This is a genomic window from Cupriavidus gilardii (assembly GCF_017598945.1).
In the GTDB taxonomy this organism is placed as follows: Bacteria; Pseudomonadota; Gammaproteobacteria; order Burkholderiales; family Burkholderiaceae; genus Cupriavidus; species Cupriavidus gilardii_E.
Genome location: NZ_JAGFTW010000004.1, coordinates 27056 through 41731, shown reverse-complemented (window position 1 = coordinate 41731; position 14676 = coordinate 27056). Strand labels below are relative to the sequence as shown.

At 70.7% G+C, this 14676-nt stretch carries 14 protein-coding genes; 7 read left to right on the top strand and 7 right to left on the bottom strand.

What is annotated here, in order from left to right; all coding sequences use genetic code 11:
- The first annotated feature begins 1 nt into the window (after position 1).
- From cobT to J5T34_RS02025, 3 genes are read left to right on the top strand one after another with little or no spacing between them, the layout of a single operon-like run.
- On the top strand, positions 2–1105 hold the full coding sequence (gene cobT, locus J5T34_RS02035; protein ID WP_208578207.1) for a nicotinate-nucleotide--dimethylbenzimidazole phosphoribosyltransferase: 1104 nt from the start codon (positions 2–4) through the stop codon (positions 1103–1105).
- A 46-nt stretch (positions 1106–1151) separates the two neighbouring features.
- Positions 1152–1991, top strand: a complete 840-nt coding sequence (locus J5T34_RS02030) for an adenosylcobinamide-GDP ribazoletransferase (RefSeq protein ID WP_208578205.1) — start codon at positions 1152–1154, stop codon at positions 1989–1991.
- Positions 1976–2611: a histidine phosphatase family protein gene (locus J5T34_RS02025; RefSeq protein WP_208578203.1), complete on the top strand. Its 636-nt coding sequence runs from the start codon at positions 1976–1978 to the stop codon at positions 2609–2611. The genes J5T34_RS02030 and J5T34_RS02025 overlap by 16 nt, the downstream gene beginning before the upstream one ends.
- A 40-nt stretch (positions 2612–2651) precedes the next feature.
- Here J5T34_RS02025 and J5T34_RS02020 read toward each other — a convergent pair whose 3' ends face one another.
- The 4 genes from J5T34_RS02020 to cobU form a co-directional block, all read right to left on the bottom strand.
- Complete coding sequence (locus tag J5T34_RS02020; RefSeq protein ID WP_208578201.1) at positions 2652–3551, bottom strand: cobalamin-binding protein; 900 nt, start codon at positions 3549–3551, stop codon at positions 2652–2654.
- A gap of 70 nt (positions 3552–3621) precedes the next feature.
- Positions 3622–4689, bottom strand: coding sequence for a threonine-phosphate decarboxylase CobD (cobD, locus tag J5T34_RS02015; RefSeq protein WP_208578199.1), 1068 nt, complete (start codon positions 4687–4689; stop codon positions 3622–3624).
- Positions 4686–5684 carry an adenosylcobinamide-phosphate synthase CbiB gene (gene cbiB, locus J5T34_RS02010; RefSeq protein WP_208578197.1) on the bottom strand — a complete coding sequence of 333 codons (999 nt, stop codon included), beginning with the start codon at positions 5682–5684 and terminating at the stop codon, positions 4686–4688. The genes cobD and cbiB overlap by 4 nt, the downstream gene beginning before the upstream one ends.
- Positions 5678–6400: a bifunctional adenosylcobinamide kinase/adenosylcobinamide-phosphate guanylyltransferase gene (cobU, locus tag J5T34_RS02005; RefSeq protein WP_208578195.1), complete on the bottom strand. Its 723-nt coding sequence runs from the start codon at positions 6398–6400 to the stop codon at positions 5678–5680. Before cobU ends, cbiB begins: the two co-directional genes overlap by 7 nt.
- A 174-nt stretch (positions 6401–6574) precedes the next feature.
- Between cobU and J5T34_RS02000 the strand changes: the two genes are divergently transcribed.
- The 3 genes from J5T34_RS02000 to J5T34_RS01990 all read left to right on the top strand — a co-directional run bounded on the left by J5T34_RS02000 (position 6575) and on the right by J5T34_RS01990 (position 10568).
- Positions 6575–8035 carry a cobyric acid synthase gene (locus J5T34_RS02000; protein ID WP_208578312.1) on the top strand — a complete coding sequence of 487 codons (1461 nt, stop codon included), beginning with the start codon at positions 6575–6577 and terminating at the stop codon, positions 8033–8035.
- 123 nt (positions 8036–8158) lie between these two features.
- The gene (locus J5T34_RS01995; protein ID WP_208578311.1) at positions 8159–9358 is read left to right on the top strand and encodes a PepSY-associated TM helix domain-containing protein; all 1200 of its coding nucleotides are present in this window, start codon (positions 8159–8161) and stop codon (positions 9356–9358) included.
- Positions 9359–9557: 199 nt separating this feature from the next.
- Positions 9558–10568: an ankyrin repeat domain-containing protein gene (locus J5T34_RS01990; protein WP_208578193.1), complete on the top strand. Its 1011-nt coding sequence runs from the start codon at positions 9558–9560 to the stop codon at positions 10566–10568.
- A gap of 35 nt (positions 10569–10603) precedes the next feature.
- Here the strand turns inward: J5T34_RS01990 and panC are convergent, their stop codons facing one another.
- From panC to J5T34_RS01975, 3 genes are all read right to left on the bottom strand, one after another.
- A complete protein-coding gene (gene panC, locus J5T34_RS01985) occupies positions 10604–11452 on the bottom strand; it encodes a pantoate--beta-alanine ligase (RefSeq protein ID WP_208578190.1) in 849 nt (282 codons plus the stop codon).
- A gap of 47 nt (positions 11453–11499) precedes the next feature.
- A complete protein-coding gene (locus J5T34_RS01980) occupies positions 11500–12378 on the bottom strand; it encodes a segregation and condensation protein A (RefSeq protein WP_208578188.1) in 879 nt (292 codons plus the stop codon).
- 67 nt (positions 12379–12445) lie between these two features.
- Positions 12446–12634 carry a DUF3460 family protein gene (locus J5T34_RS01975; RefSeq protein ID WP_208578186.1) on the bottom strand — a complete coding sequence of 63 codons (189 nt, stop codon included), beginning with the start codon at positions 12632–12634 and terminating at the stop codon, positions 12446–12448.
- Positions 12635–12816: 182 nt separating this feature from the next.
- Here J5T34_RS01975 and J5T34_RS01970 point away from each other — a divergent pair, with 182 nt between their 5' ends.
- Positions 12817–14661, top strand: a complete 1845-nt coding sequence (locus tag J5T34_RS01970) for an autotransporter assembly complex protein TamA (protein WP_208578184.1) — start codon at positions 12817–12819, stop codon at positions 14659–14661.
- Positions 14662–14676: the final 15 nt, after the last annotated feature.

Below are 14676 nucleotides of genomic sequence, written 5' to 3'. Positions count from 1 at the left end.
CATGACCACCGTATCGAACATCGTATCGAATTTCGCACTGCCCGCGATCGCGCCGCTGGACGACACCCTGCGTCCGGCGCTGCAGGCCGCGATCGACGACAAGACCAAGCCGCTCGGCGCCCTCGGCCGGCTGGAGTCGCTGGCCCTGCAGATCGGGCTGATTCAGCGCACCACGCGGCCCGAGCTGCGGCGCCCGGCGATGATCGTCTTCGCCGCCGACCATGGCGTCGCCGATGCCGGCGTCAGCGCCTATCCTGCCGACGTCACGGTGCAGATGGTCCGCAATTTCGTCGCCGGCGGCGCGGCCATCAACGTGTTCGCGCGCCAGCATGGCATCGCGCTCGAGGTGGTCGATGCCGGCGTGCGCACGCCGACCGGCGCGGCACCGGGTTTGGTCGACTGTCGCATCGATGCGGGCACGCGCAACCTTGTCGACGAGCCGGCGATGCGGCGCGAGCAGGCCGAGGCCGCGATGGCGGCCGGCGCCGCTCGCGTGATGCACCACGCTGCGCAGGGCACCAATGTGATCGGCTTCGGCGAGATGGGCATCGGCAATACCTCGGCTGCGGCCTGCCTCGTCAGCCGGCTGGCCGGATTGCCGATCGCGGCCTGCGTCGGGCGCGGCACCGGTCTGGACGACGCCGGACTGGCGCGCAAGCTGGCGCTGCTCCAGCGCGCGCTGGCGCGGCATGCCGATGCGGTCCAGCCGCTCGATGCGCTGGCCGCGCTGGGCGGCTTCGAGATCGCGATGATGGCCGGCGCCTTTCTCGCCGCGGCGTCGCAGCGGATGGTGATTCTGGTCGACGGCTTTATCGCGTCGGCGGCGCTGCTGGCCGCATGGCGTCTCGATCCGAATGTGCTGGCGTACTGCGTGTTCTCGCATTGCTCGCACGAGCAGGGCCATCGCGCGCTGCTGGACCACCTCGGCGCGCAACCGCTGCTGGCGCTGGACCTGCGGCTGGGCGAGGGCAGCGGCGCCGCGCTGGCGTATCCGCTGGTGGTATCGGCGGTGGCCTTCCTGCGCGAGATGGCGACCTTCGGGGCGGCCGGCGTCAGTACTGCCACCGCGATCGAGGGCACGACCGGCAGCGCCCCGCCGCGATAGACTCGCGCCACGCCATCCGCCCTCCGCCCTCCGCCCCATTGCGACGATGCCGACCGAGCCCACACCCGAGCCGCTGCATGATCGGCAAGAACCGCGGCCGAGCGAGCGCCTGCTGCACCGCGCCTGCGACGAACTGCGCTACCTGCTGACCGCGGTCGGCTATTTCACCCGCATACCGGTACCCGCCTGGGTCGGCTTCGCCCCGCACTATCTGCATGCGGCCGCGCGCTATTTCCCGCTGGTCGGGCTGATGGTCGGCGCGGTGGCCGCGCTGGCGACGCTGGCCGCGTGGCTGCTGTGGCCACCCGCGGTCGCCGTGCTGATCGGCATCGGCGCCACGCTGCTGCTGACCGGCGCCTTTCACGAGGACGGCCTGGCCGATTGCGTCGATGCCTTCGGTGGCGGCTACCGACGGGAGGACGTGCTGCGCATCATGCACGATTCGCGCATCGGCGCCTTCGGCGCGCTCGCGCTGGCGCTGGCCTTGCTGCTGAAATGGCAATTGCTGCTGGCGCTGGGCCAGCGCGGCGGCCTGCGCGAACTGCTGCTGGTACTGGTGGCCGCGCATGCCGCCAGCCGCGCGATGGCGGTCAGCTTTCTGGCCACGCTCGACTATGTGCGTGCCGAAGGCAAGGCCAAGCCCGTCGCGCAGCGGCTGTCGCCGCGTGGTCTGGCCCTGGTGCTGGCGTGCGGCGCGCTGCCGCTGCTGGCGGTGGCGCCGGGCTTCGGTGCCGCCGCCATCGCCGCGCTGGCGCTGCTGCGGCTGGTGCTTGGCCGCTATTTCGTGCGCCGCATCGGCGGCTATACCGGCGACTGTCTCGGCATGGCGCAGCAACTGGGCGAATTGCTGATCTATCTGCTGGCGGCGGCATGGATCTGGTCCTGATCCGGCATGCTCGTCCCGCGGTGGACGATGGCGTCTGCTATGGGCGGCTCGATCTGCCGCTGGCCGAACCGATGTCGCCGCCGGCCGAGGCGATCGTCGCCGCGGCGGCGTCGGCCGGGTCCGCCAATGGCGTGCCGGCTCCGCGCCGCATCCTCAGCAGTCCCGCACGGCGTGCCAGCGTCACCGCGCAACGCATCGCGCGGGCGTACGTGGCGCAAGCCGGTGAAACGGCGCCGGCGATCGACAGCGATCTGCGGCTGCTGGAGCTCGATTTCGGCGCCTGGGAAGGGGAACGCTGGGACGCGGTGCCGCGCGACGGGCTCGATCGATGGGCGGCCGATCTGATGGATGCCCGCCCGCACGGCGGCGAATCGGCGCGCACCGCGTACGCACGCGTCGCGGAATGGGCCGACGCCATCGCGAAACCGGCATCCGTGCCCTGCCTCTGGGCGATCGGCCACGCCGGCCCGATGCGGATGCTGGCCGCGCATTGGCTCGGCCTGCCGCTGTCCGTCACGCTGGACTGGCAGCTCGGCTGGGGCGCCAGTTGCGGCTTCCGGCTCGATCCAGGCGGCGCGCGGCCCGGGCGCCTGCTGTGGTGGAATCGCACGGCGGGCTGATGGCCGACGCGTATGGTGCCGCGCCAGCGTCGCGACCGTATCAGTGCGCGGGCCGCCGGCTTCGCGCGACTTCGAGCTGACGGCACAGGATCTCCGCGGCATCAACCGCGCGCGGGCCGGCCCGGTTGATCAGGTCGCCGTCGATCGTGAACAGATTGCCGCGCGCCACCGCGGTCAGCTGCTGCCAGCGCTGCCATTGCGCGAAATCGGCCAGCGGGCGGTCCGCCGGCGTCGCGCCCATGCTGGCCGTGATCATCGCCTCGGGGTTGCGCGCGATCACCGCTTCGACCGAGATCGTCGGCACCAGCGGTGTCTCGTCGGCGAACACATTGCGGCCGCCGCACAGGGCCAGCATGTCGCTGACCATATGCTGGCCGTTGAGCGTCATCAGCGGCTGCTGCCAGACCTGATAGAACACCGATACCGGCGGACGGGCGGCATGGGCCTTGCCCAGCGCCGCGATGCGCGCGCGCAGGCGTTCGGCCGCGGCATGCGCGGTCGGCCCGGTGCCGAGCAGCACGCCGAGCTTCTCGATATTGTCCGGCACCGCCGCCAGCCGCCGCGGCTCGCTGTGAAACAGCGGCAGGCCGAGCGCGCGCAGGCGCTCGGTCTGCTTCTGCGCGTTGCCATGCCGCCAGACCACGATCAGATCGGGCTTGAGCGCGGCGATCCGTTCGAGGTCCAGCGCCTTGTTGTCGCCCACGCGGGGAATCGCGCGGGCCTCGGGCGGATAGTCGCTGTAGTTGACCGTACCGACGATGCGGTCGCCGCCGCCGGCCGCGAACAGCATCTCGGTGACATGCGGGGCCAGCGACACGATGCGGCGCGCTGGCTGCGCCAGCGTGATGGTCTGGCCCGCATCGTCGATGACGGTGACGGCCGCGTGCACGCGGATGGGCAGTGCGGTGGCGATCAGCGCCGCAAACAATGCGGCAGACATCGCGACGGCGGCGAGCCGCGTGGCGGCAGGGCGCCGACGTCGGCAGGACAGGAACGGCAGAACGGGCATGTCAGAGCGGAAGGGTCGTGGCGAGGGCGTCGGCAAGCCGTTGCCAGCAGGCGTCGCGGTCGGGCGGCAGGCCGAAGCGCAGGCTCGGCAGGCCGGTGGAATCGTTCGGAGTCACGGACGACGCCGGCGCGTCGAACAGGCGGGTCCAGACACCGGCATGCGCCAGTGCCTCATGCAGCCGCGCTGCCTCGGCATGCGGCACCCAGGCGAACAGCGGCAAGGTGACCGGGGCCAGTCCGTGCGCGCGCAGCAGCGCGTCCAGGCGCGCGCTCGCCGCACGAAGATGCGAGCGCGTGGCGGCCTGCCAATCGGTGTCGCACAGCGCCAGCCGGGCCACCGCGCGTGCCGGTCCGGAAACAGTCCAATGGCCTAGTTGCTCGCCCAGGGCCCGCAGCAGGTCCGGCTGCGCCAGCACGAAGCCGCAGCGCACGCCGGCCAGTCCATAGAACTTGCCCAGCGAGCGCAGCACGATCAGGCCCGCACGGCCGCTGTCCGGCGCCAGCGAATCACTGTCCTCATCGGCAGCCTGCGCATCGGCAAAGGCCTCGTCGACCAGCAGCGTGCCCCCGCGCGCGGCCAGCGCGGCATGCCAGCCGAGCAGCCGTTGGCGCGGTACCCGACGCCCGGTCGGATTGTTCGGATTGACCACCACCAGATGATCGAGCGTATCGGCCAGGGCCGGACGCAAGAATTCCGCTTCGCCGAGCGGCACCACGCGATGGCCCGCGGCGGCGAACGCGGGCGCGTACTCGCTGTAGCCGAGCGCGGCGATGCCGACGCGGCCCGGCGGCAGCAGCGCCGGCAGCGTGCGGATCGCGGCCTGCGAGCCGGCCACCGGCAGCGCATGCGGCGCGCCGTAAGCGCGCGCGGCGATCTCGGCGAGACCGTCGTCGTCCTGCGGCAGCCGCTGCCAGCAGTCGGCCGGCAGCGGCGGCACCGGATAGCCGTCGGGATTGATGCCGGTCGACAGGTCGAGCCAGTCGGCCGGGTCGCGGCCGTAGCGGCGCGCGGCGGCGAGCAGATTGCCGCCGTGGCGGATCGGCGGGGGCAGGGGATGCGGGTGGTTCATCGCGTCAGCGCCATCCACTGCGCGACGATGCCGCCGGCGGCCGCCAGCGTCAGCCACAGCCACAGCGTTCGCCGCACCAGCCGCAGGCTGGCCAGGACGTCGGCGGCGCCGGGCGGCGCGCCTTCGCCCAGCGGCGGACGCGCTTCCCATTGGCCGTGGTAACGGGCGGGCCCGCCGAGTGCGACACCGAGCGCACCGGCGCCCGCCGCCATCACCGGGCCCGCGTTCGGGCTGGACCAGGCCGGCGCCTGCTCGCGCCAGCAGCGCAGGGCGCGCGCGGTCGAGCCGAGCAGCGCGTAGGACAGCGCGGTCAGCCGTGCCGGGATCAGATTCAGCAGGTCGTCGAGACGGGCCGCGGCCCAGCCGAAATGCAGCAGGCGCTCGGTCCGGTAGCCCCACATCGCATCGAGCGTATTGGCGAGCCGATAGGCGATCGCCGCGGGCGCGCCGCCGATCAGAAACCAGAACAGCGCGCCGAAGATCGCGTCGTTGCCGTTCTCGAGCGCCGATTCGCAGGCTGCCCTGGCCAGCGCCGGCGCATCGGCATCGGCGGTGTCGCGCGAGACGATGCGCGCGGTCAGCTGGCGCGCCTGCGCCAGCCGCCCTTCTGCCAGCGCCCGGGCGATCGGTTCGATATGCTGGCTGAGGCTGCGCGCGCCCAGCGCGGCATACAGGCCCAGGGCGTGCAGCAACCAGCCGAGCCACGCGCCGGCGAGGTCGGTGGCGGCGGCGATCAGCAGCACGCTCAGCGCCGCGGGGCCGAGCACCAGCGCCGTCCAGGCCATCAGCCCGACGCCGCGCTGGCGCCAGCGAGACCCTGGTCCCGGCCGGTTCAGCCGGCGCTCGGCGGCATGGGCCAGGCGGCCGAAGCCCACCAGCGGATGCCAGCGGCGCGGCTCGCCAAACCAGCGGTCGATCGCCACGCCAGCCAGCGCCGTCAGCGCAATGGCGGCCCCGGGCGCCAGCGGCGCCGCGGGCCACAGCGAACTCACCATGCCGGGTCCGGTCCCTTGATCGCGACCGGCAGACCGGCGACCAGCAGCCGCACGCGGTCGGCCGCGGCGGCCAGCTTCTGGTTCAGGCGGCCGAGCTCGTCGACATAGAACCGCGTGATGGCGCCCATCGGCACCACGCCGAAGCCGATCTCGTTGGAGACCAGGATCACATGGCCGGGCAGGGTCGGAAGCGCGGCCAGCAGCGCGTCCATCTCCTCGGTGAAGGCCGGCGGCGGCGTGATGACGCCGTGCTCGGGATAGGGGCGCTTGTCGAGGAAGATCAGGTTGTTGAGCCAGACCGTCATGCAGTCGACCAGGATGCAGCCGTCGCGGCGGGCATGCGCGTACAGCGCGTCGGCCAGATGCAGCGGCTCCTCGACCAGATTCCAGTCGGCGGGGCGCCGCGCGCGATGCAGCGCGATGCGCAACTGCATCTCCTCGTCGGTGTCGTCGGGGTCTTCACGGGCGGTGGCGATATAGGTCACCGGACCGCCGGTGGCCAAGGCATGATCGGTCGCCAGCTGCTCGGCAAAGTGGCTCTTGCCGGAGCGCGCGCCGCCCAGCACCAGCGTCAGTTCGCGCGGCCCGGGCCGGGGCAGGTCGACGATCGGCTGGGTCGCCACCGCGATCGCCGCTTCGCCGGTGGGCAGCACGACATCGGACGGCGTGTCGGCCTGGCCGGCGCCAGCCGCGGGAGGAGGGGCCTTGGGTTCCATCCGGGTATTGTAGCGGGCGCATCGCCCGTCGCCAGGGCGGATCGGCCGGCAGGTGCGCCGCGCCACGGCGGACCCGCCTGACCCGATGCGATAATCGCCGCGATGCCAACCTATCCCGACCCGAACGATCCCGCCGCTGCGGCCGTGCCTTGCGCCGAGTTGCACGGCACGCTGATGATCCAGGGCACGACCTCCGACGCCGGCAAGAGCACCGTGGTGGCCGGCCTGTGCCGGCTGCTGGCACGCGCGGGGGTGCGGGTCGCACCGTTCAAGCCGCAGAACATGGCGCTGAACAGCGCCGTCACCGCCGATGGCGGCGAGATCGGCCGCGCGCAGGCGCTGCAGGCGCAGGCCGCCGGGCTGGCGCCGCACACCGACATGAATCCGGTGCTGCTCAAGCCGAGCAGCGACACCGGTGCGCAGATCGTCATCCACGGGCGTGCGCGGCTGGACCTCGACGCCCGCGCCTATCACGACTACAAGCCGGTGGCGATGCAGGCGGTGCTGGCCTCGCACCGGCGCCTGCGCGAGGGCTACGACGTGGTGCTGGTCGAAGGCGCCGGCAGCCCGGCGGAGGTCAATCTGCGCGACCGGGACATCGCCAACATGGGCTTTGCCGAGGCGGTCGATTGCCCGGTGGTGCTGGTCGCCGATATCGACCGCGGCGGGGTGTTCGCGCATCTGGTCGGCACGCTGGACTGCCTGTCCCAGAGCGAGCGCGAGCGGGTCAAGGGCTTCATCATCAATCGCTTCCGCGGCGATATCTCGCTGCTCGAACCGGGGCTGGACTGGCTGCGTCGGCGCACCGGCAAGCCGGTGCTGGGCGTGCTGCCCTATCTGCACGGCCTGCATCTCGATGCCGAGGACGCGGTGGCGGCCACGCAGGCGGCCAAGGACCAGAACGCGCCGCGTCTGCGCGTGATCGTGCCGGTGCTGCCGCGCATTTCGAACCATACCGATTTCGATGCGCTGCGCGCGCATCCGCGCGTCGATCTGCGCTGGATCGGCCCCGGCATGCCGATTCCCCCGGCCGATCTGATCGTGCTGCCGGGCAGCAAGAGCGTGCGCGCCGACCTGGCCTTCCTGCGCGAACAGGGCTGGGACCGCGCGCTGCTGCGGCATCTGCGCTATGGCGGCAAGGTCATCGGCATCTGCGGCGGCATGCAGATGCTGGGGCGCCGCATCGAGGATCCGGACGGACGGGAGGGCGCACCGGGCGGCAGCGACGGTCTGGGGCTGCTCGATTTCCGCACCGTGCTGGCGGCCGACAAGCAGCTGCGGCAGGCGCGCGGCCATCTCTTGCTGGATGGACAGCATGCCAGCGTGGCGGGCTACGAGATCCATCTCGGCGTCACCGACGGCCCGGCGCTGGCGCGGCCCGCGCTGCGGCTCGACGATGGCCGCGCCGACGGCGCGCTGTCCGGCGACGGCCAGGTGCTGGCGACCTATCTGCATGGGCTGTTCGACGATCCGGCCGGCTGCGCCGCGCTGCTGCGCTGGGGCGGTCTGGATGGCGCCGACGGGATCGACCTGGCGGCGCTGCGCGAGGCGTCGCTCGAACGGCTGGCGGACACGATGGCTTCGCATCTGGATCTGGCGAGCTTATTCGCGCCGCTGCGGCCCGCCGGCCGCTGAGTCTCGCGCAAGGGGGAGGGCCGGCCGCCACCGCTGCGCAAGGCCCGCCTGCTACACTTGTCGGCTTTGTCAGCCTCGTAGCGCGCGCGTCGGCAGCCGCCGGCCGTGCCATCGTTCCCCACCATGGTTACCGGCCGCCTGCGCGTCCTGCTCGTCAAACTCCATCTGTACATCGGCCTGTGGCTCGGCGTGCTGTTCGTGCTGCTGGGCCTGACGGGCACCGTGCTGTCATGGCGCGACGAGATCGACGCCGCGCTCAATCCCGAGCTGCTGGTGGCCTCCGAGCCGGTATCGCTGCCGCTGCGTGCCGATACCGTGCAGCAGGTGGTCGCCAGGCTGAAGGCCGATCCGCAGTATGGCAAGCCGCGGATGCTGATGCTGCCGGTATCGGAGCGCGAGGTGTTCGTCGCCTGGTACCACGTCAAGGATCCCGCCACGGGCAACGTGGTGCCGGGACGCTCGCGGCAGGTGATGGTCGATCCGGCCACGCTGGCGATCAAGGGCGAACGCATCTGGGGCGAACCCGGACTGTCGCGCCCGCTGCTGATGCCGACGATCTTTCATCTGCATCACTATCTGCTCGCCGGCGATACCGGCAAGACCGTGGCCGGCGTGGGCGGCATGCTGCTGCTGTTGTCGGTGCTGGCCGGCATCGCGCTGTGGTGGCCCAAGCTGAAGGCCCGCGCGATCGTGCAGGCGTTCCGCATCACGCACGGCGGCTCGTGGTGGCGGCTGAACTATTCGCTGCATCGCGCCGGCGGCATCCTGGCCGCGCCGGTGCTCGCGACGCTGGCGTTTTCCGGCTGGTATCTGAATCTGCCGAAGTGGGTCACGCCGCTGGTCGGCAGCGTGATGACGGTCACCGCGCCGGCGCGGCCGGCCTCCACGCCGCCCTACGAGGGCGCCATGCCGATGGGCGTACAGCAGGCCATGCAGGCGGCCCAGGCGCTGTACCCCGAGGCGACCGTGTCGCGCGTGTCGTTCCCGCGTCAGCCGACCGATGCCTACGAGATCCGGCTGCGCCAGCCGGGAGAGGTCCGCCAGGGCAGCGGCGCGACCCGGCTGTGGCTGGATGCCTATACCGGTCAGCGTCTGGGCGTGCGCGATCCGCTGGCCGCACCGGCCGGCGACACCGTGCTGAACTGGATGTACCCGCTGCACACCGGCGAAGCGTTCGGCCTGCCCGGCCGCATCTTCATCTCCGTCTTCGGGCTCGCGCCGCTGCTGTTCGCGCTGACCGGCGTGCTGATCTGGTGGAAGCGGCAACGCGGCCATCGGCGCCATCTGAAGAAGACCGAACAGCGGCAGGCGGCGCGCCGCTGAAATCGGCGCGGCGGCCATGGCGTAGCGCGCCGCTGCAACTCCCTCCTTTCCCAGTCTCCTCCGCACTTCCATTTCCACAACGCCGGCCAGAAAAGGCGAAGCGCCTGCGCGTCGCGCCTTAATACTGGCCGGCGCCGGCCGCGGCGCCTGGCGCCTGCCGGTCCGATCGCTGGAAATCCCGTTCGAAACAGGAGGGAACATGTTCTCTGTACCCTGCAAGGGCGCCCCGTCCATCTCCAGGCCGGGCGCGCTGGCCATGCCGCTGGCCGGCACCGCCGCGCTGATGCGCGCGCTGGCCGACCGCGACGACGACGGCGCGATGCGGCTGCTGTCGGCCTGGCCCAGGCACGACCAGACGCTGCCGCAATTCCGCACCGCCATTGGCGAAACCCTGCTGCATGTCGCGGCCTACTGGCGCAGCAGTCCCGAGGTCCTGCGCATGCTGCTGGCGCGCGGTGTCGAGCTGCGTGGCGTCACCCGGACCGGAGCCAGCCCGCTGCACTATGCGATGCAGGGCGTCATGCGCGCATCGCCGGCGGCATTGCAATGGCTGTTGCGCGAGGGCGGGCCGACGCTGCGGGAAGGGGCTGACGCCAACGGACGCACGGCGCTGATGGCGGCCGTATTGTCGGACGCCGCCGAGGCGGTGACCACGCTGGTGGATGCGGGCGCCGCGGTGCGGGCGCGCGACGATGGCGGCAGGACGGCGCTGCATTTCGCCGCGGCGGTGGGCTCGCCCGCGCTGCTCGATGCCTTGCTGGCGGCAGGTGCCGATGCCGATGCGCGCGACAAGTCGGGCGTCACGCCGCTGATGATGGCCACGGCGCAAGGCCGGCTCGACAACGTGCTGCGCCTGCTGGTGGCGGATGTCGATATCGATGCTGCCGACGGCCAGGGCGGTACCCCGCTGATGTATGCGGTCGCCAACGGCCATGTCGAACTTGCCGATGTCCTGCTGACTAGCGGTGCGGCCTGGCATCACGCCAACGACGGCGGGTGGAACGCGTTGACGCTGGCCGCCTACACCGGCCACGGCGGCATGCTGCAGCTTCTGCTCGAACATGGCGCCAACCCGGTCCTGCCCGATGGGGCGGGGCGGCTGGCATGGCAGGTGGCGGTGCAGCGCGGCGCGGCGGATCTGGAGATCGCGTTGCGCGTGCCGGGCAGCGGAACCGGCGGGGGCCATGCGGCCCGCGCCGGTTTGCGCTGACGCTGCGCCGACTGCCGACTGCGCTGCGGCCAGGCTCAGATCTCGAGGTTGTCGATCAGACGCGTGGCGCCGAGCTTGGCGGCGGCGAGCACCACCAGCGGTTCGCCGGCCGCATATTCGTCGCGGGTCGGTGCCTGCAGATTGCTGCGCTTGCGGATCGACACGTAGTCGGGCTTCCAGCCGCGCGCCTTCAGCGCGTCGAGGGCCTGCGCCTCGACCGCGGTCAGTTCGGCGCCGCCGCCGGCGTTGGCCAGCACCTGGTCGCGCACCTGATGCAGCGTGCGGTACAGCATCGGCGCCTCGGCCCGCTCGTCCGGCGACAGATAACGGTTGCGCGACGACAGCGCCAGGCCGTCCTCGGCGCGCACGGTCTCGGCCGGCACGATGTCGATCGGCAGCGCGAACTGGTTCGCCATGCGCCGCACGATCATCAGCTGCTGGTAGTCCTTCTTGCCGAACACCGCGACGCGCGGCTGCGTGCACGAGAACAGCTTCATCACCACCGTGCAGACGCCGTTGAAGAAGCCGGGCCGGAATTCGCCCTCGAGGATGTCGCCCAGGTCGTGCGGCGGATCGACCCGGTATTCCTGCGGTTCCGGGTACATGTCGCGCTCGGTCGGCGCGAACAGCACGTAGACGCCTTCCTTCTGCAGCTTCTCGATATCGTCCTGCAGCGTGCGCGGATACTTGTCGAAATCCTCGTTGGGACCGAACTGCAGCCGATTGACGAAGATCGAGGCCACCACCGGATCGCCATGCTGGCGCGCCAGCCGCATCAGCGACAGATGGCCTTCGTGCAGATTGCCCATGGTCGGGACGAAGGCGATCCGGTTCTGGCCGCGCAACTGGTCGCGCAGCTCGTGAATGGAGGAAATGACTTTCATGGATGCGGTGTACTGCTCGTCAGGTAAAGCGCGCGGCGAAGCCGGGGCTATGCGGGGGTATAGGCCAGGCGCACATAGATCGGCGCATAGGGTTCGGCCTGGGTGATTTCGACCAGGGACTCGCGCGACAGCTCGAGCATCGCGATGAAATTGACGACCACCACCGGCACGCCCTTGCCCGAGCGGATCGCATCCTCGAACAGCTCGGTGAACTCCATGAAGCGGGCATGCTGCAGCCGGCGCAGGATCTGGCTCATGTGCTCGCGCACGGACAGTTCCTCGCGCGAGATCTTGTGGTGCTGGTTCAGCTTGGCGCGCTTGAGCACGTCGGCCCAGGCAGCCTGCAGGTCGGCGGTGTCGACCTCGGGAAAGCGCGGCGACAGGCTCTGCTCGATATAGACCTGCGAGCGCAGGAAATCGCGGCCCAGCTGCGGCACCTGGTCCAGCTTCTGCGCGGCGAGCTTCATCTGCTCGTATTCGAGCAGCCGGCGCACCAGCTCGGCGCGCGGGTCCTCGGCGTCCTCGTCGGTGTCGGCCTTCTTGACCGGCAGCAGCATGCGCGACTTGATCTCGATCAGCATCGCGGCCATCAGCAGGTATTCGGCGGCCAGTTCCAGATTGCTCTTGCGGATCTGCTCGACATACGCCAGGTACTGGTGCGTGACCTGCGACATCGGGATGTCGAGCACATTGAAGTTCTGCTTGCGAATCAGGTACAGCAGCAGGTCCAGCGGCCCTTCGAAGGCCTCGAGGAAGATCTCGAGGGCGTCGGGCGGGATATACAGGTCCTGCGGCAGCTGGAACAGCGGCTCGCCGTACAGGCGCGCAAACGCCATGCCGTCGACGGTGTCCGGCGCGGTGCCCTCGGGCGCCACGCTGGGCAGAGCGAGCGCGAGCGCGAGCTTGTCCTGTTCGCTATGGTTCATGAGTGGGGCGGATCTGCGCGCATCGCGGTCGTCGGCAGGGGCGCCGGCGCCGGGACGCGTGCCGGCATCAGTCCAGCGAGTAGACGTAAGGCTTCTGCGGGACCCGCGACGCCTCGGCGCGCTGGCGCTCCTCGAGGTCGATCGGGGTCTTGTCCCACAGCAGGGCGCGACCCTGGCGCTGTTCCGCCTCCAGCGACGGGCGCTCCTGCTTGAGCGCCTTCAGGAACTGGGTGATCTCGGATTCGTACATGGCCATGGCAGGAAAGCTATACAGAATGCTATAGGGGAATGGAAAACTGCCGCGATTCTACCGTATTGCCATGCCGGGGCGGGCTTTGCCGCCCTGGGGCGCTCGGGGTTTGCGGATCGGCCGCCGGGGTGTGGTCAAATAGCGACTTTGTCGGATCGCAACGACGGATGATATTGGACCTCGGGATCATGCGCATCGGATTCCGCCGCCCCCGGGCCAGCGGCGCGGTGGCGTCCGCGCCGGCATTGCGGCGGCCGGCACGCCGGCCGGCGCCGCTGCTTGCCCCGCTGCTCGCGTCCCTGATCGCGCTGCTGTTCGCCATGCTGCCGGCGCCCGCCGAGGCGGCCTACCGGGTTCAGGTCGAGGCCCCCGAGCCGCTCAAGGACATTCTCGAGGAACATCTGGACCTGGTCCGCTATCGCGAGCGCGCCGATCTCGGCGAGGACCAGATCGCCTATATGGTCGAAACGGTCGGCGACCAGGTCCGGGCCTTCGCCGCCACCGAGGGCTGGTTCGACCCCCAGACCACCACCCGCGTCGAGGGCAGCGGCGACAGCCGCGTGATCCATGTGACGGTCGATCCGGGCGCCCGCACGCTGATCCGCCAGGTCGATGTCGATGTGCGCGGGCCCGCCGCCACGCGTTCGCCCGAACAGGTTGCGGCGCTGCGGGAGAAGTGGGGCCTGCCGGTCGGCGACCCGTTCCGCCAGTCGGACTGGGACAAGGCCAAGGAAGACGCGCTGGTCGAGCTGCAGAGCAACGCCTACTACGGCGCCAAACTGACTGCCTCGCAGGCGCGCATCGAGCCCGAGGAGCGCGCCGCCGATCTGAGCGCGACCTATGACAGCGGCCCGGCCTACCGCATGGGCGAGCTGGTGGTCAGCGGCACGCGGCGCTATCCCGAACGCATCGTGCGCAACGTCAATCCGCTGTACGTCGGCGAACCCTATCGCGTCGAGCGGCTGCTGGAGCTGCAGCGTGCGATCCAGAATCAGCCGTACTTCTCCAACGTGCTGGTCGAGCTCGGCGATCCGGTCGCTGACGCCGACGGCAATGGCGAGACGGTGACCGCGCCGGTCAATGTGCGCGTGCGCGAGTATCCGGTACACCGGGTCGTTTCCGGCGTCGGCTACAACACCGATACCGGCGCGCAGGTCGAGGGGCGCTACGCCTACTACAACCTGTTCAACCGCGCCTGGATCTTCGATTCGCAGGCCCGCATCGAGCAGAAGCGCCAGTACGCCTTCGCCGAGGTGGCGATGCCGCCCGACAGCAAGACCTATCGCAACAGCGTCTACGGCAGCTACGAGCGCACCACCGACATCGAGAACACCGACACCCGCAGCTGGCGCACCGGCGTGCGCCGGGCCCGCACGCGCGAGCGTTACGACACCGCGCTGTCGCTGGATTTCTACTACGACGATCTGCGGCCCTACGATCAGCCGCGCCAGCTGAGCAAGGCGCTGGTGCCGCAATACGCCTGGACCCGGCGCGATGTCGACAACCCGGTGTTTCCGCGCCGCGGCAATATCATCAACACGCAGGTCGGCGCGGCGGTGGAGGGATTCCTGACCGACCAGACCTTCGTGCGCCTGTATGGCCGCATCCGGCAATACATCCCGGTGCGGACCCGCGATCTGATCGTGGCGCGCCTCGAGCTGGGCGCCGACCTGACCAGCGGCAGCGCCGACAAGATCCCGGCCACGCTGCGCTTCCGTGCCGGCGGCACCGATTCGATCCGCGGCTACGGCTTCCAGTCGATCGGCACCAGGCGGGGCGCCTCCGTGCTGCCGGCCAAGTACCTGGCCACCACCAGCCTGGAGTACCAGTACTGGTTCAAGCCCGACTGGGGCGCGGCAATCTTCTGGGACGCCGGCACCGCCACCAACAACCTCGACGGCGTGCGCATCTACCACGGCGTGGGCATCGGCGCGCGCTGGCGCAGCCCGGTGGGCCCGGTGCAGCTCGACGTGGGCTACGGCATCCAGGAGCGGCAGTTCCGCCCGCATATCTCGCTGGGAGTGGCATTCTGATGGCGATGCGTCCTT